General features: G+C 40.7%; 15 protein-coding genes and 1 other annotated feature. Of the genes, 10 read left to right on the top strand and 5 right to left on the bottom strand.

Annotated features, from left to right (window positions below; all coding sequences use genetic code 11):
• The first annotated feature begins 16 nt into the window (after window positions 1–16).
• From JZO85_RS18535 to JZO85_RS18525, 3 genes are read left to right on the top strand one after another with little or no spacing between them, the layout of a single operon-like run.
• The gene (locus JZO85_RS18535) at window positions 17–979 is read left to right on the top strand and encodes an ROK family protein (RefSeq protein ID WP_207109996.1); all 963 of its coding nucleotides are present in this window, start codon (window positions 17–19) and stop codon (window positions 977–979) included.
• Window positions 972–3350, top strand: coding sequence for a glycoside hydrolase family 9 protein (locus JZO85_RS18530; protein ID WP_207109995.1), 2379 nt, complete (start codon window positions 972–974; stop codon window positions 3348–3350). Before JZO85_RS18535 ends, JZO85_RS18530 begins: the two co-directional genes overlap by 8 nt.
• A 5-nt stretch (window positions 3351–3355) precedes the next feature.
• Window positions 3356–4666 (top strand): PTS sugar transporter subunit IIC, encoded by a 1311-nt coding sequence (locus tag JZO85_RS18525; RefSeq protein WP_207109994.1) that lies wholly within the window; start codon window positions 3356–3358, stop codon window positions 4664–4666.
• Window positions 4667–4705: 39 nt separating this feature from the next.
• On the opposite strand, the gene JZO85_RS18520 is transcribed toward JZO85_RS18525, so the two are convergent.
• From JZO85_RS18520 to JZO85_RS18500, 5 genes are all read right to left on the bottom strand, one after another.
• Window positions 4706–5326 carry a hypothetical protein gene (locus JZO85_RS18520; RefSeq protein WP_207109993.1) on the bottom strand — a complete coding sequence of 207 codons (621 nt, stop codon included), beginning with the start codon at window positions 5324–5326 and terminating at the stop codon, window positions 4706–4708.
• Entirely contained in the window at window positions 5310–6521 is a 1212-nt protein-coding gene (locus JZO85_RS18515) for an ABC transporter permease (protein ID WP_207109992.1), read from the bottom strand. Before JZO85_RS18515 ends, JZO85_RS18520 begins: the two co-directional genes overlap by 17 nt.
• A gap of 1 nt (window position 6522) precedes the next feature.
• Window positions 6523–7407: an ATP-binding cassette domain-containing protein gene (locus tag JZO85_RS18510; protein WP_242550433.1), complete on the bottom strand. Its 885-nt coding sequence runs from the start codon at window positions 7405–7407 to the stop codon at window positions 6523–6525.
• Window positions 7408–7481: 74 nt separating this feature from the next.
• Complete coding sequence (locus JZO85_RS18505; protein WP_207109991.1) at window positions 7482–8630, bottom strand: HAMP domain-containing sensor histidine kinase; 1149 nt, start codon at window positions 8628–8630, stop codon at window positions 7482–7484.
• Window positions 8618–9289 (bottom strand): response regulator, encoded by a 672-nt coding sequence (locus JZO85_RS18500; RefSeq protein WP_207109990.1) that lies wholly within the window; start codon window positions 9287–9289, stop codon window positions 8618–8620. Before JZO85_RS18500 ends, JZO85_RS18505 begins: the two co-directional genes overlap by 13 nt.
• 177 nt (window positions 9290–9466) lie before the next feature.
• Window positions 9467–9708 (top strand) — a binding site (T-box leader).
• Between the two features lie 58 nt (window positions 9709–9766).
• Between JZO85_RS18500 and JZO85_RS18495 the strand changes: the two genes are divergently transcribed.
• The 7 genes from JZO85_RS18495 to JZO85_RS18465 all read left to right on the top strand — a co-directional run bounded on the left by JZO85_RS18495 (window position 9767) and on the right by JZO85_RS18465 (window position 24583).
• Window positions 9767–10870 carry a 5-methyltetrahydropteroyltriglutamate--homocysteine S-methyltransferase gene (locus JZO85_RS18495; protein ID WP_207109989.1) on the top strand — a complete coding sequence of 368 codons (1104 nt, stop codon included), beginning with the start codon at window positions 9767–9769 and terminating at the stop codon, window positions 10868–10870.
• A gap of 628 nt (window positions 10871–11498) precedes the next feature.
• The gene (locus tag JZO85_RS18490) at window positions 11499–12602 is read left to right on the top strand and encodes a tyrosine-type recombinase/integrase (RefSeq protein ID WP_207109988.1); all 1104 of its coding nucleotides are present in this window, start codon (window positions 11499–11501) and stop codon (window positions 12600–12602) included.
• A gap of 486 nt (window positions 12603–13088) precedes the next feature.
• On the top strand, window positions 13089–14873 hold the full coding sequence (locus JZO85_RS18485) for a SpaH/EbpB family LPXTG-anchored major pilin (RefSeq protein ID WP_207109987.1): 1785 nt from the start codon (window positions 13089–13091) through the stop codon (window positions 14871–14873).
• Window positions 14874–14900: 27 nt separating this feature from the next.
• A complete protein-coding gene (locus tag JZO85_RS23460; RefSeq protein WP_207109986.1) occupies window positions 14901–19799 on the top strand; it encodes a SpaA isopeptide-forming pilin-related protein in 4899 nt (1632 codons plus the stop codon).
• A gap of 1 nt (window position 19800) precedes the next feature.
• Window positions 19801–20517: a pilin N-terminal domain-containing protein gene (locus tag JZO85_RS18475; RefSeq protein ID WP_207109985.1), complete on the top strand. Its 717-nt coding sequence runs from the start codon at window positions 19801–19803 to the stop codon at window positions 20515–20517.
• A 110-nt stretch (window positions 20518–20627) separates the two neighbouring features.
• Window positions 20628–22382, top strand: a complete 1755-nt coding sequence (locus JZO85_RS18470) for a sortase family protein (protein WP_207109984.1) — start codon at window positions 20628–20630, stop codon at window positions 22380–22382.
• Window positions 22383–22396: 14 nt separating this feature from the next.
• Entirely contained in the window at window positions 22397–24583 is a 2187-nt protein-coding gene (locus JZO85_RS18465; protein WP_207109983.1) for a glucosaminidase domain-containing protein, read from the top strand.

Here is a 24583-nt window from a genome sequence, read left to right as displayed (position 1 = left end):
AGATGTGAGGTGCAGAATGACACAAACAGTTTTAGCCGTTGATTTAGGCGGAACCAAGATTCTTGTTGGGGAAGTCACTCCTGCTGGAGAAATCCTTAAGAGTGAAAAATACCCTTCAACAGTCGTCGATCAACGCAGTGCGACAGAAAAAATCAAAACAGCTATTAGAAATTATTTGCAGCAGCATACCATTCAAGGGGAGCTGATCGGTATCGGTGTCTGTGTAGTCGGCAGAGTCGATACAGAGCAAGGGCGCTGGATGGAGATTCATCCGGGGCTTTCAGATCCGATCTTTTTAGCGGATGAACTTACCCAAGCCTTTCAATTACCCTGCTGGATCACCAATGATGTATCCGGAGCGGCTTTAGCCGAAAGCATTCTCGGCGTCGGTCAGGAAACAGGAAATTTTGTTTATATCAATATAGGAACAGGTATCGCCGCTCGAGTAGTCGCGGATAATCACCTGATCAAAGGCGGAAATCATAACGCCGGCGAAGTTGGACATATGGTGGTGGACATGATGAGTGAGGACATTTGTACCTGTGGCAGAGCCGGATGCGCCGAGCTTTATGCTTCAGGACTGGGAATGCACAATCAGGTGCTGAAATTCGCGCCGGAATATCCAGATTCGATCATCACGATCGAAGGTGAGAAACGTGTGACCTTCCAAGAGCTGATTGCCGCTTATGAAGCCAACGATGGACTTGCTAAGAAGGTTTTAGACCAAGCATTGCATGCGGCAGCCGCTCTAACGATGAACTTGATTCGAGTCAGCGACCCCGAAGCAGTCGTCTTCGGCGGCGGTGTAATGAATGACGGATGGTTTTTGAATCATTTGGTAACGTTTCTAAATGCGAAAACAGTCCGTTTTGTAACAAAAGGATTCCGGGTAACGACACTTGATCCCAATGAGGTTGCGTTAAAAGGAGCCGCGACATTGGCTTTTATTATGGAGAAAGGAGTGAAAACCTATGCGTGATTTTAAACAGGACCTCAAAGCGACAGGCTATATCCATCGACCGTTGCCGTTAGACAATAGCCGTTCATTTGAAAAGCAGCAGCTGGAAAGAGAAAACATCACAGAACGCCGACCTTTGACTAAAAGCTTTCAAAGCTGGCAGCAGCGGGGACGCGGTGAAATCCATAAAACGGATGCAACGGTCACTTTGTTAAGTCCAACTCGCTATGATTCTTGGGAAGAAGGCGCACCAGAAGATGGTGATTATGTGAACTTCGGTGATGTGGGTGCTTATCTGTCAATCCCAAGAGAAGACTGGTCAGCCTTCACCCAAATCAAGCTGGATATCTCAGCCGATTGTATCAACGTGGTCAATCCGAATCTTACGATCACGCTGGAAAATGACGGCGAGATCAAGATTCCTGATATCTACAACCGAGAAGGAACTCATGTCATCAATCTTGAAGGACAGGCAAAACGGACTTATGTCTTAGATATCAGTAATCTGCCAAGAGACGTAGTAACAGGCATCCGAATTTTTTCAGGAGCAAATGGTTCGTATATGAACTTAACAGGACAGCTTAGTTATACCGTCAGCGATTTATATTTGGAGAAAAATGAACAGTTTACCTCCGCAAAAGGCTGGCAGGCGCCAAAAAATCAAATCGTCTTCTCGCATATCGGCTATCATCCAGAGTATTCCAAGACGGCGATCATCAATCGTGAAGATTTCTCAGCGACCACCTTTGAGCTGAAAACTGAGGATCAGATCGTATTTCAAAGCGAGATTCAAGAAACTAAGGCTGAAACAGGGACTTTTGGATTATTGGACTTTTCGGAAGTGAAGGAACCCGGCACTTATTATCTGCAAATCAATGACACCAAAACACCGGAATTTCAGATTGGCACCGTATCAAACTTAAAAGCTCATTCACTTTGGAAATCCTTGAACTTCATTTTCTGCGAGCGATGTGGTTGTCCCGTTCATGGCATTCATGGAACCTGTCACGAGGATTTGACAGTGGAATACAAAGGTTCTCTGGTCAGCTTCAATGGCGGCTGGCATGATGCTGGCGACCTTTCTCAGCAATTAGTTCAGACAGCAGAAGTGACGAGCAGCTTATTCGAAGCAGCGGAAACGGTCAAGGATCAGCCGGAGCTTTACCTGCGCTTGATCGAAGAAGGCGAGTGGGGCATTGATTTTATCTTAAAGACACGTTTAGATGGCGGCGATCGGGTCACTAGCGCTGGGATCACACGCTGGACCGATAATCGAATCGGTACGATGGATGATGCGGTTCCGCGGATTCATAACAGTCCCTATGACAATTTCCTGATCACTGGACTTTTAGCGAAAATCATCAAGTCTTTACCTAAAGATTACGCTATGAGACCGCAGCTGCTTCAAGTAGTAAAAGAAGATTATCAGTATGCGTTGGCTGGATTTGAAATGACCGGATTCAAGCATGAACCGATTTTCTGGGAACATACCTACAACACCTCGAAAAGCCTATTTTTAGCGACGATGGCTTGGACAGCGGCATTGATGTATCAACTTACAATAGAAGATAACTATCAGGAACAAATGACAGAATGGTTCGAGTCGTTGCTTGAATGTCAAGAACAGGAAGGCTTGCAGCTAACTGATGGCACAGTGCTTAAGGGGATGTTTTATCGCGACGAGACTCATAATGTTTTCCAGCATTTCAATCACCAAGCCCGTGAGCATCTTTATGCTTTAGCCTTTGAAGAAGTTTTCGCGGCTTCAACGAACCAAGAGCAAGTAGCAAACTGGCAGGAAAGAGCCAATGATTACGGCGATTATTTAGATTATCTCGGTCAATTCACAGATCCGTACCCTATGTATGCCAGCGGGATCTACAAAGAAGATGAATGGCAGGATAAAGAGAGCTTCTATAAGCAGCACTTATTAGTCGATGAGGAAGCAGAAACCAGCTATCAAGAACAGTTGAAGCAAGGTATTCAGATCGGTGAAGGGCTATACATCAAACGATTCCCAGTCTGGTTCTCTTTCCGCGGCAACAACGGTATCTTGCTTTCAATGGGCAAGAGCGCGGCAGTGATGGGACGTTTACTTGATCGTCAAAAGTTGCTGGATAAAGGGCATCAGCAACTGCAATGGATGGTAGGGAAAAATCCATTCGGACAATCAATGATCTACGGCGAAGGCTACAATTATCCGCAGCAATACTCGGTTTCCTCCGGTGAGATCATTGGGGAAATGCCAGTCGGGATGCAGACTTTTGGTAATGAAGATCAGCCGTATTGGCCGCAATTCAACAATGCGACATATAAAGAAGTTTGGGTTGGTATCGCAGGGAAATGGCTATCATTAGTGGCTGAATTAATAAAATATGAAAAAGGAGATTAAAAACAATGATGAAAGATGGCACGTTCAATAAGGAAGCTTTAGGAGAAAAAGTCGCTTATTATGCGAACAGGATTTCAAGCAATCGCTTTATCGCGGCAATCCGTGATGCGTTTGCCAGTACCATCCCAATCACGATCACCGCAGCGTTCTTTCTATTAGTGAACAATGTTTTACTGACAGAAGAAACAGGTCTCTTGCGAGGGATTCCAGGTCGCGCGATTATTTCTGAGATTTGTGTACAGGCATATAATGGGACATTGGGAATTCTTGGTTTGATGGCAACCTTCTTGATTGGTTTACGTTTGGCGCGGTCATACGATGCAGATGGTGCTCTTGAAGGGATCGTAGCACTGGCTTCCTATGTGGTGTTAGTACCAAATGTCATCAACATTACAGGTACTGGTGGAGGCGAGCTAGAAGTAGCTGGAGCGTTGACTCAAACATATACAAGCGCTTCTGCGATGCTACTTGGGATCATCGCGGCGCTGATCAGTGTACCGATGGTGGTAAAATTAACGAATAATCCGCGTTTGAAAATAAAAATGCCGGACAGTGTTCCGCCGGCGATTGCGAAATCATTCAATAGCTTGATTCCAACATTTTTGACTATTAGTATGTTTGCAATCGTGGAAGTAGGGTTGCGGACAGCGACAGGATTAACGATTCCAGAAATTATTATCAATATCTTGCAAGCTCCATTAGTTGGTGGATTCCAGACATTACCAGGGATTTTATTGTATGTATTCTTGTCAACTTTTGTCTTTATCTTTGGTATCCATGGTGCCTTTGTATTCGGTGCAATCTCAGGTCCGATTCTTTTGACTTCTTTGCAACAAAATGTTGAAGCAATCAATGCTGGCTCAGCTGCACCAAATATCGTGACCCAGCCATTCCTTGATGCTTATGTTTACATGGGAGGTGGCGGAACGATGATTTGTCTAGTGATTGCCTTACTGGTTTTTTCTAAGAGACAGGATCAACGGCTGATCGCAAAACTAGGCGGCGTTTCGAACCTATTCAATATTAGCGAGCCGATCATGTTTGGTTTACCGATCGTTTTCAATCCGATTTATGCGATTCCATTCTGTATCGTACCGATGGTTTCAACAACGTTAGCTTATATCGCGACCAGCTTACATTTGGTTAATCCGACTTATATTTTGATTCCGTGGGTCACACCACCCGTTCTATCTGGTTATCTTGCAACAGCAGGAGATATTAGAGCGGCCATTTTACAACTGGTGATCATCGCTGTGGGAGTATTTATTTATATGCCCTTTGTCTTGATTTCAAATAAACTAGAAGAAAACGTTTAGAAAAATATCGCGGCAGACTAACAATCTGTCGCGTATTTTCTATTTTCTCCTTTCCATTAATAAAATGCTGAAAAGGATCAGCAATATTCCACTAGTAAGTAATACGTATTTTGAAGCCATGTCATTTTTTATCAATGAGAAGAGATAAAAGATTTTCAAATATTTGTCTCCCGTAAAAAGGCAAGCGACATAATAGCCTAATGGTAAGATCAAACCGATGACAGGCTGTGCCGTAAAAGCAAAGCCGATCGCATAGAGACCACCCATGAACAATGCATCAGCCATTCCGCTTAACAAAAAGTGGTTGAACTCGACCACCGCATTGCTTTTGTCAAAAATTAGTAGACAACCGCAGGTCATCAAAAACAAAGAACAAAGAATCTGAATCAAGCGCAGAACTAAGATCTTTACATAACTAAATCGCTTAGTTCTGATTAGCGCCGTTGCTTCCTCATTACTATCTGGCAGATACAGCGGCAGAAACAAAAGCACACTGATCAATGGGAAAAACCGTTCGTAGATTTCCGCGCTCTGTATAAACGAAGCATTTTCGATCCCAAAGAAGAAGGGAAACAGCAGCGTGAGACAAACAGCAGCAATCACTGCTGGATAAAAATGAAATCGCCAGAAAACGGTCGAGATTTTAACGAAGATTCCCATAAAGCACCTTGCCTTTCCGTTTCAAATCAAAGATCACACAGCTGATGAAGAAACAAATCAAGCCTAGTGCAAACCAAAAGATCCGGTTGATTACTAGTTCGGAAAAGATGTGTTCAAATATCTCTCGTGAACCGACATTGTTGAAACGAGGCATCAGGTTTAGACCAACGCTGCCGACGACTTGCCGACCGTTAACCATAAGCGATAAGAGCCAAAAGCCAACTTGAAAGATGACACTCACTAAACCATTAAACAGTGTTGTGATCAGGAAGCTGATTCCTACCACCGCAACGATCGTTGGTAATGTCCAACCGAGAATGTACTGATAGAAAAGCAGCAGATCACCTGTATGCTGATACTTTTGAGCAACATAGACGGATTGCACAGCAGGCATCAAGCTAAATAAAATGATAGGCAACAGCAATAGTAGAATCGTTGCCAAAAATCGGGTTCCGTATAGCTTGAAGGTAGAGATTCTTTTAGTGGAGATGACTAATTGACTCTGAGCGCGCTTATCACGAAGAACGACTGTTGCTGCGATGAACACCGGGACTAAACCTAGAATAATGACCAAATAATCACAGGACATACGGGCGAAGGCTCCTGAGACACGATCCTCGGTTAAGATCGATTGGAAGCGTGCTTTTGCTTCTTCGTAGTTCATTTCTTTAATTGTTTGATGGAGGTAGGTATCTTCAGCAAAATCAGAGCCTTTACCGATCCGCTTTTCGATTTTAGCCATATCCTTTTGAAAGGATTGAAACGAATAATTCTTGGCTATCGGCACTCCTTCATTCATGGCTGTTTGATTGATTTGTTGTCCTTCCTCAGTTATTTTGTCCCTTGACTGAACTTGATTCAACTCATCGATCGATTGACCAGTCGCTCGTTCTAAAATGTCGCGAATCGCTGCTTGATCAGATTTTGAGGGCTTGACGACCTTTAGAAACCCAAAAGGGTAGGTATTGTATCGTTTGTTATTATACTGTTGCAGCAGAGTATGGAGTGTTTGGCGCTGGATAATCTCTTTATTCGTTGTTCGAGTGAAACCATAATCATTTCGACCAGGTTCGGGCTGCTTTAGCGAGACAAAGTCAGATCCCAGCTGCATAAAAAGAAAAGCACCAATGAAGAGGATGACCAGCCAATAGGTTAGACTTTTGAACGTCAAACCCAATTCTTTTTTTAGCAACAAGCTAATCGCCTCCCTTCACTGAGAGCAGATAGAGATAGGCATCTTCAAGTGTAGGGCGTTCTTCGATTACGAGCGGATGCTGCATGAGCGATGCTTGTGAATTGCCGATAAAACGCAGGTGAGAAGTACTGCCTTCCTGTTGCAAACTGATGATTTGAACCTGTTTCTTTGCAGCACTCATTTCAGTTCGCGGTATTTGTACACTAAAAATTTTTCCTTGGGCATTCAATAATAATTGTTCGATCGAATCAGCGAACAGGATTCTTCCCTGTTCCAAAATCGCGATATTTTCTGCCGCGGCCTCGATATCACCGGCGATATGAGTCGAAAGCAACACGATTTTATTCTCACTGACCTCAGCCAATAAATTCCGAAATCTCAACCGTTCCTCCGGATCCAACCCCGCGGTTGGTTCATCAACAACCAAAATTTCCGGGTCATTCAGCAGGGCTTGTGCGATCCCTAAACGTCGTTTCATCCCGCCAGACATGGCTTTGACTTTGACATTTTTATGGATCGTCAGATTGACTTGCTCCAGCAATGCCTGGATACGCGTTCGTCGAGTTCGCTTGTCTAGTTCAGAGAGCACAGCTAGATAATCCAACGCTTGATAAGCAGTCATGTTGCCGTACATTGAGAAATCCTGCGGTAAAAAACCGATAATCGAACGAATTTTTTTCTGTTGATGGATATTGATCCCATTCATTTGAATATCGCCTTCGATGGTTGGAAGCAAGGTCACCAATGTTTTTAACAAGGTCGTTTTTCCAGCACCATTGCGGCCTAGCAAACCGAACATGCCGGTGGAGATTGAAAGATTGATGTCATAGAGAACTTGTTTTTTTCCGTAGTATTGATTTAGATGATTAATTTCGATTTTCATCATTGATCCCTCCTAATACTCTGTTCACTTACAGGATAATCATCAAATCTCTACAAATTCTCTACAATTGAGATAAATTAATCTTTTAGGGAAAAAACAGCTGAGACAATCGCGCCGCCTTCGAGACTATTGGCGATTTTTAAATTGCCGCCATGCTTTTGCGCCAACGCTTCAGCGATGGTTAAACCTAAACCAAAGTGACTACTCTTATTTTGAGAATAGTAAGGCTCTGTAGCTGTCAGCAGTTCCTTTTTCGAAAAGCCGGGACCATCATCTTTGACGTAGATAATTAATAATTGCTCTTGCAGGGTGATCGTAATCGAAATGGTCCTTTCAGCGAAACGATAGGCGTTATTCAGTAGATTTTCTACCACTTCGTTAATCAAATGACCGTCGTACTTAGTGGTGATCCTTGGATATTCTTTTGTCAGTATCAGCTCTTTTTCCGAGCGAAGTCTACCGAGATCCAGCATATGCTCTTCGATCCTGCTCAATGGCTGTAAGGTTTTCTGGAGTGGACGATCTTCTAATTTTTGCAATTGGTGCATTGTTTTCGAAAAAGAGTTTAAACGTGTGATGCTATCCTTGATTTTTCTAGCAGATTTCTCAAAAGCTTCTTGACTCAAGCAATCCTGCTCAAAATAAGCCTCCAACAGTTCCAAATTATTCTGGATCGTCGCTAAAGGTGTACGCAGATCGTGTGAAAAAGCCGCATTGACTTTTTTCTGATCATGATAAAGCTTGTTGAGCTCCTTTTGATTCGTCTGCAAAGTTAATCGCAGATGATCCAAACCTAATGAGGTTTTCTCAAATTCGTCATAGGTATTGTAATAGACTGGCTGGTGATAATTCCCCTGTTCAATCTGTTCGATACTTTTCTCTAGAATTCTGATAGGTTGTAAAATACGCTTGCGGTAAAATAGTTTTGTCGCGATATAGATACCCAAAAAAACATAGAGAAAAATCGAATACTGACGGATTAGCTCTAGCATTTGAATCGTTCGTGATGATTTTACTGGCGGTGTCCAAGTGAGATATTCCCAATAGCTGGATTCTTTAAAATCAGGCATGATAATCAGCCGCTCCCAGCTGACACAAATGGAAACAGTAATTAATGTAGTAAAAGCCACTGCCAATACACCGATAAAAAGATAAAGGAGCAAGCTTTGATCTAGGCTGCTTCTTCTGGCAAACAGCCGATTGATGACGCCATCTAGCCAATCCATTTATAGCCCACCCCCCAAACAGTTTGGATATACTCAACATCAGAACAGGAGTTGATTTTTTTCCGAATCCGCCGGACATGCTCCATAATAATCGAAACCTCTCCTGCTTTATCCCAGTCCCAAAGCTGCTGATAGATTTCTTCTTTCGAAAAAGCTCGACCAGGGTGTTTAGAGAGCAATTCAACAATTGCAAACTCAACTTTAGTTAGATAAATCGCTTGATTGCGAATGTGCAAATTTTTTTGATCATAATCAATGATCAACTCACCAAAATAAGCAATTTTGCGAGAAGTGTTCCTTCGATTTTCTCTTCTAAGGTGGGCTTCGATCCGTAACCCCAGTTCCTTCAAGCTAACAGGTTTGATCAAATAATCGTCGCCGCCGATCATCAATCCATAGAGCCGACTTTCTTCATCCTCTTTGGCAGAAAGAAAAACGATTGGGCATGTGATCTGCTCCCGAATCCTCTCGCATAATTCAAAGCCATCCATTTCCGGCATACTCACATCCAGAATGATGATATCAGGCTGGTGTCGTAGCTGCTTTAAGCCTTCATGGCCGTTACTTGCGGTATAGACTAGGTAATTCATTAATTGAAAGTAGTCTTTGAATGTCTCCAATAAATCGTCTTCATCATCAATGATCAATATTTTTTTCACAGTAACCCTCCTGACATTGGGAATCGTATAAATTAATCCTAACACAATAAATAGAAGGAAGAAATTTCCGATAATAATGAACTTCGGTATAGTAGGTACAGCGAAATTTCCGCGATATTAACGAAATAGAGTTTGACAAATATCGGACTGCCCGCTATTCTTAACTTAGATTAATATTAAAACACTATGAGAAAGAAAGTAGAGATAATGAATTCCAGCAGAGAGTCTCGGCAGCTGAAAAGAGACGGAACCTATTTATTTTGAAAATGGCTTTTGAGTGGATCTTCTGACTGATTAGGAAGGTACGGGATGTTCCGTTAAACGACAGAAGCCCCTATTTCAGGGGACTTATCGAGGCAGTGATTCGTGAGAAGACTGCATATATCAAGGTGGTACCGTATATCAATTATGCCCTTAGATAGCTAGTTAGCTATCTGAGGGCATTTATTATTTTGAAAGAAAAGAGGAGAGAATGTTATGAGCAGTATTCCATTTCGTTTTGATCAAGTAGGCAGTTTGTTAAGACCAGAGAGATTAAAAGCGGCCCGTGAAGCATTCAAGCAAGGCACGATCACTCGAGAAGCGTTGACTCAGGTTGAGGACGAAGAAATCATCAAAGTGATTCAGAAGCAAAAAGAAATCGGGTTGCAGGCAGTGACTGATGGTGAGTTTCGTCGCCGCTGGTGGCATTTAGATTTTATTGCGGGACTCAAAGGAATTACTGTTTATGATTTCGAAACAACAGCCTTTGGACTCACTACCGAAGCACAGGGAACATTTGTCAGCGGTCCGCTTTCATTTGATCCAGCGCATCCATTTTTGGATCATTTTAAATTTACTAAGAAGCACGCCGGGGAAACGTTAGCAAAGCAGACCATACCAGGACCTAACATGATTTATTTGGACTCCTTCATTTTGTCAAAGCAATACCATGAAAATCCTGTTTACCCAGATAAAAAGGACTTTATTCAAGATTTGATTACTACCTATCAAGCCGCTATCCAAGCCTTTTATGATGCTGGCTGTCGCTACTTACAATTGGATGATACAAGCTGGGGCGGGTTATTTGATGAACGATTCCGTGGGATGATCGCAAAAAATGGTTATGATCCAGATGAGTTAATTCAAGAGTTCGGTGATATAACTGAAGCCGTTCTAGCTGATAAACCAGCTGATTTATCGATAACCTTCCATTTCTGCAAAGGAAACTTTCAATCTCATTGGCTTTACAATGGGTCCTACGATAAAATTGCGGAACGGCTATTATCCATCACGCAATTTAACGGCTTCTTCTTGGAATTTGACGATGAACGTTCTGGCAGCTTTGAACCGTTGAAGAATATCATAGATCAGCGAATCGTATTAGGTTTGATTACTACAAAGACACCAGAATTAGAGGACAAGGAAAGCATAAAGGCGCGAATCAAAGAAGCAACCCAATATGTTCCGCTAGAACAGCTATGCCTTAGTCCACAATGCGGATTTTCTTCTACTCACGAAGGCAATAAAGTGACTGAAGAGGACCAATGGGCGAAATTATCATTGGTTTTTGAAACAGCGCAGGAAGTTTGGGAAGATTAGAATAGTTTAAAATTGGAAAAGGAATAAAAGCACCGNNCGGTGCTTTTATTCCTTTTAGTGTTGTTTCAATTTGAAAGGAAAATGTACATTGAAACATGATACAAGGCAAATATCTTATGTGAAGATTCTAGACAACGCAAATCATGAAAATAAGATTTTGTGTGTAATTTTAGTTGTTTAGATTAGTTTTTTGAAATAAATAAATCACATTATTTTGTTCGTTAGTTATTAAAATATGATTGGCTTTATTTTATATAACATTTTTATGTTAAAATATTAAGGTTTGTAATGTAGGGATGTTCGTTGAAGTGTGAGGAGACTGGATTAGATATACACGTATTGATTCAGTAAATATTTTCTTAGTCTTCCGAAAAACTAGAAAGATTTTCAAAGTGTTTGAAAAAAATTAACTTATTTGTTAGCTATATAGAAACTTGGTCACAAAACAATTATATATTATTGATTATTATTAGGCAATACAATTCACTAAAATAATTATTGTTATTGAGAAAAGGTAATGTTCTTCTAGTAAGCAATTGCTTTCTTCCAATTATATTAGGCATGAATCACCAATAAAAACAAAAAATAGGCCGTCTATTACGCCGTCAAAAAAAGGAGGATATAAGAAATGCGCAAAGGAGAAAATATTTATCTACGCAAAGATGGACGATGGGAAGGTAGGTATCCAAAGGGAAGAAAAGCTGATGGGAAAATCAGATATGGCTATGTTTATGGAAAAAGTTATACAGAAGTAAAACAAAGAATTTTTCCACTTCGGGTTCATTATAGTACGCTTCGCCAAACCTGTGGTAACTCAAGTGAATCTTTCGAAGAGTGGACTACTCAATGGTTAGAAGAGATACAAGGAGAAGTGAAACCTTCAACTTTTTCAAGTTACTTCTACAAATTAACGAAATATGTGTTTCCTACAATTAAGGATATTCCATTAAATGAGTTATCAGGAGATCAAGGAAAAATGCTCCTAAAAGAGCTACAAAAAAAATTGACTAATTCGACAATCCAAGTCATTTTTCGAATCATCAATAAATGTCTAAATCACGCAAAAAAATATGGAAAGATTGTAGCAAATCCTTTTTCTGACATTCAATTACCGAAGGTCAAAAGGAAAAGAGTCAGTCCGTTAACCCGTTTTGAGCAATCGAGGCTTATGGAAATTGCTGAAAAAGAAAAGAAGGATCGAGGGGTGCCTGTATTATTAGCGTTACATTCAGGAATGAGAATCGGCGAAATTGCTGCGCTGAAATGGGAAGATATTGATTTTGAAGCGGGACTTATCTATATCAACCATACCTATCAGCGTATCGGAGCTTTGAGCATATACGATAAGACTCGATTAATTTTTGCAGAATCAAAAACCGATTCTTCTATAAGAGTGATTCCTATAGGGAGAACACTAAAAAAAATATTGTTGAAACATCGTAAGCAGTCAAAAGATACCTTTGTTTTTTCAACAAATGGTCATCCTTGTGAACCGCGATTACTTACCTATCATTTTCATCAGATTAGAAAGAAAGCGAATCTCCCCAACATTCATTTTCATCAATTGCGTCACACATTTGCTACTCGGTGTTTAGAAGCGAAAGGAGATGTTTCTTCTGTGAGTGCACTCTTAGGTCATGCCTCTACTCAAATGACACTGGACACTTATGTGAATGCACTGATGGAGCAGCGAGTCCGAGTAATCTCTAGAATGGAAAAAATGATAAGTTAAAATAATTAAAAAAAAATTAGAAAAGGTTCTTTAGGGAAGCTTTTTTTGCTTTCTTTAAGAAAGCGCTTACTAATCCTGTTCGAAATTTATAATGCCATTTTTATCACTAGATTACAATTTCAAAATTAAAATAAATCAAATAAAAGTAGTCCGCCGTCAATCATCGTCAAGTTACGCAGAAAAGAGTATTGTAGTTAGCCTTTCGAACAAGCTTCTAGTTTTTCGGAAGACGAAGAAACAAATTTTAGCGTTCTATACTGCGAACACGAAGTTTATAACGAAAAAAATTACGATTTGCCTTTTTTGAAAGGAGGTATGTTTATCGAAGGACAGACATACATTAGTTCCTAATACAAAGGAGAGATGGAAGACCTCAAGGGTGTATTGGAAAAAATGAATAATTGAAAAAACGGCGGCAACCTCTTTTCAATTATTTATTGTAGCTAATTTGGGCGTAGAAAACAAAAAATAGCAAAGGAGTTTATTATGAAAACGAAAAGAAAATGGATTAGTAAAACAGCGATGACTTTGGGTGTGTTGACTATGGCAGGATCAGTGGGAGCCGGGGTGATTAACGTTCCATATGCTGTGGCACAGAATATTAGTGATAATGCAGTTTCAGACAATACATCGAAACGGTCGATCACTGTTTGGAAGTATGAAATCAATAGTAGTGCTGAACTTGGCGAACGTGGGGATGGAATTAATTCTGACCCAAGTAAAGCCCCTGATTTAGGCGGCAAGAAATTAATGAAGGATGTCAATTTTGAAATCATTAAGGTAAAACCAATCGGAAATGCTTCTTTAACAAACCCATTGGAACAAGTTGAGGGAACAGCTTGGGAAGAAGATTCTTCATTCACTGCGATTCAAGGAAAAACGGATGCAGGTGGGAAATTAACGTTTGATGTTGGTACAGGGAAAGCTGCAGACGGCATTTATTTAGTCCGTGAAATTAAAGATGCTACAACAGGGGATTACACGTATACAGATGAAAATGGCGCTACGAAAAAGATTACAAAACCAATGGATCCATTCTTTGTTCATCTACCACAAACTAAACGAGATGACACAGGAAAATTGATTTATGACGTTCATGTGTATCCGAAGAATATCGTTACAGAAACAGAATTAGATAAAACAATTGAAGGTGGAAAAGGATATTCCATCAAGGCTGGAAACTCTTTCCAGTGGGAAGCCACAACAAAGCTGCCTGATGGCTTGTATGCAATTGCCCCACAGGACATGACGATAACAAACTACGTAGACCCAGACACTGGTGTGACATCTGACAAGAAATTTGCGGCGGGTGATGAGATTTATGCTTCTTACTTTAAAGTAAGCGATAGCATCAATGAGAATCTTTTGTTAGAGGACGCTGAAGTATATGCGATCGCCAAAGATGGAACAAAAACGAAATTGACCAATGGTACTGAATATACAGTTACATTGGGTGGGACAACCATTACGAATCCAGCTAAAGTGGAAGATTTGACTGAAGGTACGAAAAAAGATGTCGTTGTTAGTTTGACAAAAGCAGGAATGAAAAAATTAGGTGTTGATGAGGATACCCATCTTCAAGTTGTTTATAAAGTGAAGACGAATAAAGACTTTAATGGAACAATTTCCAACCAGTACACTATTGACTATTTGCTACCTGGTGGAACACCTACGACGGGTGAAAGTGACGAACCAGAATACTACAATGGCGGATTCGATATTGAAAAAACGGATGAAGGCTCAAATGCATTAGATGGAGCAGAATTCCATATTGCTACAAGTGAAGCAGATGCGAATGCGAAGAAGTACTTAGCTTCAGATGGTAAATCATACACATTAAATGCTGATGGTACAAGTACTCCTGGGTTACCAACTGGAGTGACTTATTTGACAGCAACTTCTGTAAACGGAAAAGCTGAGTTTAACGGATTAGCATTGAACTGGTTTACAGATGAAAATGGTGACGGTAAACAAGATCCTAAGAACCCAGAGGAAGCAACTTGGGAAAAAGAGAAGATCGAAAAAGTCTATTGGGTAGTGGAAACGAAATCACCATCTGGTTATGAATTGATCAAAGATCCACAAGAAGTAAAAGTGACTTTAGGAACAGCAGACGATGCGTTGGTTGAATTGACAGTTGTCAATAAGAAGAAAACCGATCTGCCATTTACCGGTGGGACTGGAACAATGTTACTTGTGATCATTGCGATCGGAGCAATCACTATCGGTACAGCAGCAATTGCAATTGATAAAAAACGTCGTCACGCTTAAAAAATGGGACAGAAAGGAGGACAGACCGTGCGCAAGAAAATCAAAGAAAAGGCAATAGTCGCAGTTCTTCTTCCAATCTTCTTTCTACTGGTAGCCACATTTTCCGTCTACCAGTGGAATCCATTGAAGGCAGATGACCATAACACTCATTTGGTTGATGTAAAAGTCAATGGAAAAAAAGTCGATGAAAATTATTCAGTCACTGAGCCGGCCATTCTTCTAGAAATGAGTTCTAAAAAAAGACAAGTATTGAGATTTTTGGAATCAGATAACTATGGAGTGAGCTTTATCAATGATAAGAATGAGTTTATTCCTGCTAAAAAGGTTTCGAAGGATAAACTCACTTATTATACTAATTTAATCGAATCTGCTCAAGAGAATATTGAAAGTACAGAGACAACTGAACAAATATCAACTTCAAATAGTAAGACTAGTTCATCACAAGAAGCTGAGAGAATCGAGAGTCATTTGTTTTATGTTGAGGAAAAAGGAAAGAATGTTTATTGTCTATTATTGGAAAAAGAACAAAAAATTCAATTAAGTATCTCTAATAAGACGAACAAAAAGCTTACAAATGTTGCACTAGAAGTACCCAAGACAAAAGAACAACAAATACTTTTTAGTTTTAATCAGAAAAAGGAGAATGTAGATTCTTCCAAAGTATTAGAAAAAATAGCGGACTCTTCTGAAAGCAAAGAAACTGGCAACAGTTTTGATAAAGATAAAACGACAATAGAAAAGAATTCATCTTCAAGCAATGTAAAACCGGCGACAGCCACTAGTAGTGAGGGAAAAGAAACATCTAAACAAGCAGAAAATAGAACGAAAAAAAAATCAAAGTCTATAAAGCAAACGAAAGAAGAAACAGAACGTGACTTAGTCATTGATCAGTTATTAAAAAAAGATTACGAAGAGAAAGATTCTTTTAAAGCAATTGAATTACCAATAAAAACAGCAAATACAAAAGAAGAAAAAAATACTTCATCACCAATTTCGGTAACAGGAATAAAAATGAACATAAAAGATGGAACAGATGAATTTGATGAAGGAAATGATAATCCTGGATACGACTCAGGTTCCAGCAATTATAGAGTACGATCCTTTGATTCTATAAGTTATGCGGTAGCCTTTTCATTGGAAGCAAACGATCCAACTACTACCTATTCAAACATAAAATATCGGGTCGAAATGAATCTGCCTAATGCGTATTCTTTAGATTCATCTGGAAAACAACGGTTTAATGCCGAAGTTGTTGACAGTGAACATGGAAAATTGATTGATACTTCAGATAATACAAAGGAGTCCATAGGATTTAGTGAGTCAACTATTAAAGGTGTGGGAAATTACGCGATTATGGTTCCGATGATTGTAAATGTTTATGGAGCTCAACATAATACGATAATTAATCCTGCGATGAAAATCACAATTATCAGTGCTCAAAATGATAAAACCGGCAAAACCGAAGAAATGAATCTCACATATGATAAAGCAGATATGCCTGAATTGAATTTGGATAAGATTACAGTATCTGCCAAATCTTCTGTTAAACCTACTTTAATAAAAGGAAATAGAGTTTTAATTAGTGATTTTGCATCAAAAGCAACAGGAAATGATAGATGGGATGCGGTAGGTATTGGGATGACATTGGGGTTGAAATCTATTTCTGGAAGAGATCCCTCAGATTTTAGAGGGGCAACCTTCCCAAATGGAAAAATAGAAGTAGAAATAGGATCAGATACCGTTTATCAAGAAACGATAGGTGGAACCCCAATTTCTGTTCCAACTTCAGAAACTGCGAGTCTTACAACGCACACTAGACCGGTTTGGGCATTAGCTTCTACTGTTGCGACATCTGAAAAAACTGGATGGACCCAAAATTTACTTTTCGATAACACTTTCAATTTTACGGATGAATTTCCAAGAATTCCTGTTCCCAATGGTAAGACTGAAGAAATCCACGTAGTAGAGCCGAGCGTAGAAGAAAGGCAAAAAATCGGAGTTTACGATACTGGAAAAGTTGATGTAAAAAATGATGGACTTTCTATAAAAGTTGCTAATTCTGAATATGCGCCAATTTATAACCCATATACCTACAATTTAATATCCGGTACAAAGACAAATAATAATGAAAAGATATTCTCAAGTTCGATGATGGTTGTCCAGTGGACACGGCAGTATCTTCAAAATAAGACTAAAGGCGGAATTTTAAGTACAGATCTTAAAATTAAAAAAATTAGGTATGAAGATCAAGATTATTCAGATAATTCGGTTGTTACTATTTCTGATATAACGATACCGAGAGGAAGCTACACACAAGTAGCAACTTTTGTCAGAGATCCTGGAGGATTAGATTACTCGGGATTAAGTAGTACAAATTCCTGGGCAAATACTAATGGTGATGCAACAGTCGGCCAAGGAGAAGCTAAGATATTTGTTGGTGGTGCAAGTATTGTCAATCAAGCTATTGCTAAACAAGTTCAGACGATTATTCGTTGGAATGCCAATTCATTTGAATATGATATGGATAGAAGCCTTTATTCTCAAGGTTCAGCGTCTGGATTATTTATTAAAAATAAAACACGATATGGAGTTGGAAAAAGTTCAAGAAACCATCCCAACTTAACTATAAGTGAGAAAACGGCAGTGGAAGGTCAATATGATTGGTACACCTCACCAGAAGAAGCCATTGCTCATGGGAAAATATCTGCCGTAAAATTTGTGAATAATAAGCTTAATGAAACTTACTCAATCTGGCAAGGAGTACCAGTGAAAGTTATTGGTATAGCAGGTGACAAAGACAAATATGGAAATTCAACTGCTGCTCTATCTAATACTTATTGGTATGACTCTTTCCAAAATTTGGTAGGAAAACACCCAAACTCGGATACCTATAAAGGATTTACTCCATCTACTTTTGATTCTGAAGGAAATATGTTGAAACAGCAAAGTGATTTAAATGGGGATAGTATTTTCATCAAGTCGTTTAAGATACAAACTACAACAACTCCAGATAAACCAACATATAAAACAAATGAAAATGTGAAATGGAAAGTTGAGGGTAATTTATTAACTGAGGGAAAAGTTGATTACGGAGTCAAATTAACAACCACTTTACCAAAGGGACTTAAGTATAGCGTTGGTTCGTCAGTAGATAGTCGAGGAGACCCCCTACCAGAAGAACCAGATGTTGTTGAGAATGATAATGGAACGACGACTCTAATTTGGAATTTTAGCAATGTTAATCCAAGTAATGGGGACACAGTTGAGATTATTTTTGAAACATTGCCTTCTTTACGGGATTTAACTTTTAATAATCAGTCTTTAGCAAACGTTAGAGTAAAAACAGTAGGTGAAATGTGGGTTCAAAGCGATTCTAGTCAGAGGGACACATCCAGAGAGGTACAAAGAAGCTCAGCTGGCCAGGTTCAACTCTATCAGATCCAACAAATAGTTCTAACTAAAGAAGTAGATAAAAGTTTGATTGAGGTAGGAGAGAAGGACGATGCTGATTTAGCAGCATCAAGTGATATTACTTATAAAATTACGTTGGAAAATTACAGTTCTGACAAACTTTCTAAAGTGAATGTTTTGGATGTACTACCTTATAATGGCGATTCATTTGGTTCAAACTTTGACGGTTCATATACTGTCAAGAATATCAAAATTGTTGAAGGTAGTGGAACGATTAACTATACAACGGATGCAGCGTCTGAGAAAACGGATCCCAATGACGTTTACGGCTGGGGATTATATGTTCCAGGAAATTCGGAACCTGCAATAATTAAGAATGCTAAGGGATTCTTAGTTTCAACTGAAGAATTAAGTATTGGAGATAAGTTGGCTTTCGAAGTCACAATCTCAGTACAAGGACAAAAAACAGCAAATATCTATAGAAATCGAGCTACCTTTAACAGTCACCTTAAACTTCCGGTAAATAGTAATATTGTTCAAACTCAAGTATTGAGCCGAGATTTAACAGGATATGTCTGGTATGACGATAACTATAACGGGGTAATCGAGTCGAATGAGGATCCTGTTGGTGATATTCCAGTGAAACTTTATAGGACAAGCCTAGTAAATAGTAGTTATGAAAAACAGTTAGTTAAGGAGAGCCTGACTGGTCAAAAATTTGTTGATGGTTCAGGTAATTCATTGATCAAAACTAAAACGACTGGACAGGATAAGGGAAAATATCAATTTCCAGATCTTCCTGAAGGGGAGTATCTCGCTGAGTTTATGGTGGGTGATATAGTTGTTACGAAAAAAATTGCTATTGTGACCAAACAGTTAGTTGGCAGCGATCCAAAATTAAACTCTAAAGCCGATCCAGATACCTTCAAGACACCTGAATACAATCACCCAGTATTGAAGGATTTACCAACATTACTAACGGGAACGGATAAGGTTCATCATGTGACTGATGTCAACGCTGGGCTGACCCGTCTATCAAAGATCAAGCTCTTCAAGTATGAGGAAGGTACTGTAATTGATACGAACGGTGATGGAAAATTAAGCGATGCAGAGATTGAAGCAAGTAGCACTAATGCCTTAAAAGGTGCGGAATTTCAATTATATAAAGGGGACAGCGATAACCCTGATCCAGCAGATAAGATTGGTGATCCGGTTAAAACTGACAGCGATGGTTGGTTAGAATTCAGCAGTCTGCCACCAGGAGATTACACCATTATTGAAACCAAAGCGCCAGATGGATTTGAATTATTGAAGGATCCAATCAAAGTCACAGTCCCAACGTATAACCATATCGCCATCGTTCATGTCCCGGATAAGGGCCAAACGGAACTACCATTTACTGGTGGAACCAAAGCCATGAGATTCATTCTGATTGGAGCCGCAAGTCTATTGGTAATTGGCATGACTGGTGTCTTCCTGCATTTTCGACCAATCAAAGGAAGGGGAGGAAACTAAAATGAAAAAGCTGCGTCGTTTGTTGTTCTGTTTGTTTGTTTTCTTCCTGAGCTTTGGTGGGATGTTGTCTGCTCATGCTGAAGCAGACAACACTGAAACTGCAGGAAATGCTGGCTACAGCATTTTTATCCAAAAATATAAGATTGTTGATTTTGCCAAGATTGCCGATACGATGCCCTTAGATGGGACAAAAGCTGATCAAGTCAAGGATGCGGATGGAAAGAATCTGGATCCTTTGGCAGGAATGTCTTATGAGATTACTCGTGTAACGCCGATTCAAGGCGGCGCAGGATTTGAACCTGTACAAGGAGATGGCGCATTCCATACCACCGTGACTACGGATGAGAAAGGTCTAGCGCATGCGGGGAATTTGGTTCAGGGGATGTACCAGATTGTTGAAAAGGAACACGCACAGTTAAAAGACGTGATGGAACCTGTTGTCGTCGAGCTGCCGTTTCCTCAACAGACGGGGGAACCCTTGAATGAAGTCTATATCTATCCGAAATCCAGTGTCTTAGGGGATACCCCTAAATTACCTGTGACCAAAGGACCGGATGGGACCCCGATCGAAGTCGATGAAAAAGGGGAAATCAAGAAGCTGCCGCAAACCAGTGGAAACATTGGCACGGCGCAAGTATTGATGTGGATACTCGCGATGATCATTGCCATGGGCGGTGTCGGGATGTTCAGTATCTATCGTAAGAAAGATGTTTTTTAAGAATTCATTTTGTGCATCATCAGTGAAGAAAGAATCTTGGATGCGTACCCTTTCGTGTCCTTGATTCTTTCTTTCAAATTGTCAAACCCTATTGGAAAGAAGGATTCGTCATGAAGAAACGAAACAAGCCAAAACGAAAACATTCCTTTTTAAAGATTTTCGCGATCCTGATGATCGTTGGCGGTGTGTTGACGCTTCTTTACCCCATTGTAGGGAATTATTTAGCCAATCGTGAACGGAGTCAGGCAGTGTCTGAGTACGACGACACGATGAAAAAGATGTCGCAAAAGGAAAAGGATGAACAATGGGCCTTAGCTAAAGCCTATAACAAGTACATCTATAACAAGCAAGAAGGATTACCCAAAGGAGAACCTGTTGTTTACAACAAAATCATGAAACAAGGGGATGTCATGGGAACCGTTGATATTCCCGCGATTGATATCAAACAAATGCCTTTTTTTCACGGCACGTCATTCAAAACATTGGAGAAGGGCTTGGGGCATTTTGAACCCACCTCGATTCCCATTGGTGGGAAGAATACCCATTCGGTCATTACGGGACACAGCGGGGTCAAGAACCAGGTGCTCTTTACCGATATTCGAAATTTAAAAGAAGGCGATTTGTTTTTTATCAATATTTTAGGCAAACGCTTGGCGTATGAGATCGATTCCTTTGAAGAGATTTTGCCAAGTGATGTCGATAAGGTCAAGATTCATAAAGGCAAGGACAAAGCCACGCTTCTGACCTGTACACCACCGGGAATCAATACGTTCCGATTGTTAGTCACCGGGCATCGGGTAGATTACAAAACGGCTGTTCAACGGAAAGTCAAGAAACGCAATACGTGGAGCTATCAAAATATCGTCTTGGCCACATTGGGACTGAATGTCGCGATCTTCGCCTTACTTATGGGCTTGTATCGTCGCTTCATCAAACGATTCCGATCGGAGGATCCGATCATTGCGGCTAAGGCACGAAAGAATTTGAAACGATTATTCCTAGTTACGAAAACGCTCTTCATCCTTTTGTTTGTGACAATGACGGCGGTACTTGTCACCGCCATCTACGGGTATCTCCACATGGAAGAAGAACCGGCGTCTGCCGCAGTCAATATCGGGCCTCGGGAAGAACTGAGTGCTTACAATATCGATAAAATCAACGAAGCGAACTATGGCGAGAAACAAATCGCCAGTGTGAAAATTTCAGATTACGCGAAAGCAAAATCGGTCGTCCAGAACACAACGAATAACTGGGGGATTGGAAAAATTGTCATTCCAGATGTGTCGATCGATCTTCCGATTCTAGCAGGGATGGCGAATGAAAATCTGTTAACCGGAGCGGCGACCTACCGCTCCGACCAACAGTTAGGCCGCGGAAATTATGTCGCACTGGCGCATAATATATTCGACAAAGACGTGTTGTTGCATCGTATCCAGGATTTGAAAAAGGGACAGCTGATTTATGCGACGGACTTTAAGCAAGTGTATGTCTATGAGGTGTCTTTGAACAAGATCATCGAAGAGACCGAGGTATCCTATGTGGAAAAGGAGCCGAAGAATGGGATCGCGAAGCTGACCCTCTTACGATGTGAAGGGGATATCGGAACGATCTATCGGCGTCTTGTTCAAGGAGACCTCAAGAGTGTACAACCTTTACATGGTGCTGAGGAGGATCTTTTCCAACAAATGAAGCTTAAGCGAAATGAAGGAGAGATCGATGGCACTCTGATAAAAAAAGATCCGGTATCTGAACCTGAGCGAGTAAGCATGACGTTGGCTGCGAAGATCATTTCTGATCCGATGCAGACGGTAGTGCCCTTATTTTTACTCTTCTTATTACCGATTTTATTCTTTAGTTTGATTTAGAAAGGAACCCATGTATGAAAAAGATAGTATTAGGCACTTGTGGGCTGCTCGTCTTTATTGGTGGCTTAGTTAGCATACGCAGCGGATCATTAAAGGCGGGAGAGCTGACCAACGATTCCTCTTTAATAGTAGAAACAGGAACCGTAGAAAGTGCGGTCACTGTTCCAGAGAGCAGTGAAGCACCTGTAACTGAAGCAATCGTGCCAGAAGTCGTTGAGGAAGTTCCCGTTGCAGAACCCGAAGTTCCTGTAGCGGAGTCGTCAGAAATGCCAGAATCGTCTGTTCCATCAGAACCAGCACCTCCGGCAACGTCGGAATCGGTGCCGCCTGAGAGTAGTACAACAGTACCTTCGACCGGGACGAGCTCGACAGCGCCCTCTTCTAGTAGTACATCAAGTGCGACGAAGCCTTCAACGAGTTCGTCTACTTCAAGTACCACAAAACCGAGCAGTACAACACCAAGTAGTACGAAGCCCAGCCAAACGAAGCCGAGTGCGTCAACACCAAGCAGTTCGGTACCAGTGCAGTCCTCGACTAGTCAAAGACAAGAGGAACCAAAGCAACCAGTCACACCTACGTCAACACCTGTTGTGCCAAGCACACCTGCCGCGGCAGCTCCGGTGACACCAAATACGACAAGTGTTCAAGCCGATTCATTTGTCGCACCAACTGCGCCAGAGGCCTTTTCGCAGACGAGTGCACTGAAGCTGCCAAGTGAACTGAAAACGACGGAAGTCGCTCAATCAGATTTGAAGGGTTTTGAGCTACCGTTGTTAAGCAGTTTTGAAAATAAAAACTATGCGGCAGTGATTTATGAAGGCATTAAAAAGCTTGGAACGAAACAGGAAGAGGATTACAACGCTGAGCAACTAGCGACGGATATTTATCAAAACCTGTTTGATTTAGAAGTCACTGGGACACCAAAAGAACTGCCGGAAGAAATCAGTGTGGGCAGCTTGTTGTACCAGAAGAAAAAAGATAAAACGACGTTGCTGGGAATCTACATCGGGGATGACTATTATTTAACGGTTGATGATGTAGAAATTGAGGAAGATGTTGAAAAGACATCTGATACAAATGAGAGTAACTCAGATGAAGCTTCGAATAAAAAATCAGAAGAAACAGAAACACAGCGTCAAGTGGTAGTGGAGTCTATTGATTTAGATGAAGACCTATTAATCAAGGAATTGCCCGAAGCATCATTGACTGAATATGGTGAACAGGTTCTTGCGGAATATCCAGCTTCCATGAACTTCACTGAAAACGATAGTGCCAAAAACTTCATTGAAACTGTTGGGGAAGATGCTCGTAAGTTAGGACAAGACTACGATGTTTTTGCCTCTGTGATGATCGCTCAAGCGTTATTGGAAAGCGGCTCCGGAACAAGTAGTTTGTCGTTAGCGCCTAACTACAATCTGTTCGGAATTAAAGGAACCTATCAAGGTCAGTCCGTTTCAATGGCAACACAGGAAGATCGCGGTAATGGGGATCTATATTCCATCAATTCAGCGTTTCGTAAATATCCAAATTACGCGGCATCCTTAGGGGATTATGTGGAACTACTGCGTGGGGGGATTTCTGGAAATGCTGGGTATTATCAACAAGCATGGCGTTCTGAAGCGAAAAATTATTTGCGCACAACGAACGTATTGACCGGGACTTATGCGACTGACACGAGCTATGGACAAAAATTAAACTCGATTATTGCCTTATATCATCTAACACAATACGATCAACCGAAAACAGAAGGAACAACATCAGGAGTTTTTATTAAAGGAAAGGAAGAAATTCCAGAAGAATATCGTTCTATGATGAAATATCCTGATTACAACGGAGTGGATTACAACAGTTCAGGCTCCTACCCAGTTGGTCAATGTACATGGTATGCCTTCAACCGTGTGAATCAATTAGGAAAAACCGTCGATGATTACATGGGCAACGGTGGCCAATGGGCAACCAAAGGCAAAGCTTTAGGTTATGAGGTCAGCCAGAAACCGAAGGCTGGATGGTTGATTTCCTTCAAGCCGGGGGTCGCTGGATCAGATCCGCGATATGGACATGTGGCTTTTGTGGAAGTCGTTCGACCTGAGGGCATCTTAATTTCAGAAGGTAATGTCTATGGCGGTACAGTAGTTTCCTATCGAGTGATCGATACTGCCTTGGCGACATCTGATCAAGTTTCATATATCAAAGCAAAATAA

It is taken from the genome of Candidatus Enterococcus murrayae (genome assembly GCF_017315985.1).
GTDB lineage: Bacteria > Bacillota > Bacilli > Lactobacillales > Enterococcaceae > Enterococcus_A > Enterococcus_A murrayae.
Note: the sequence above shows the minus strand (reverse complement) of the source record. Positions and strands in the feature narration are given on the sequence as shown.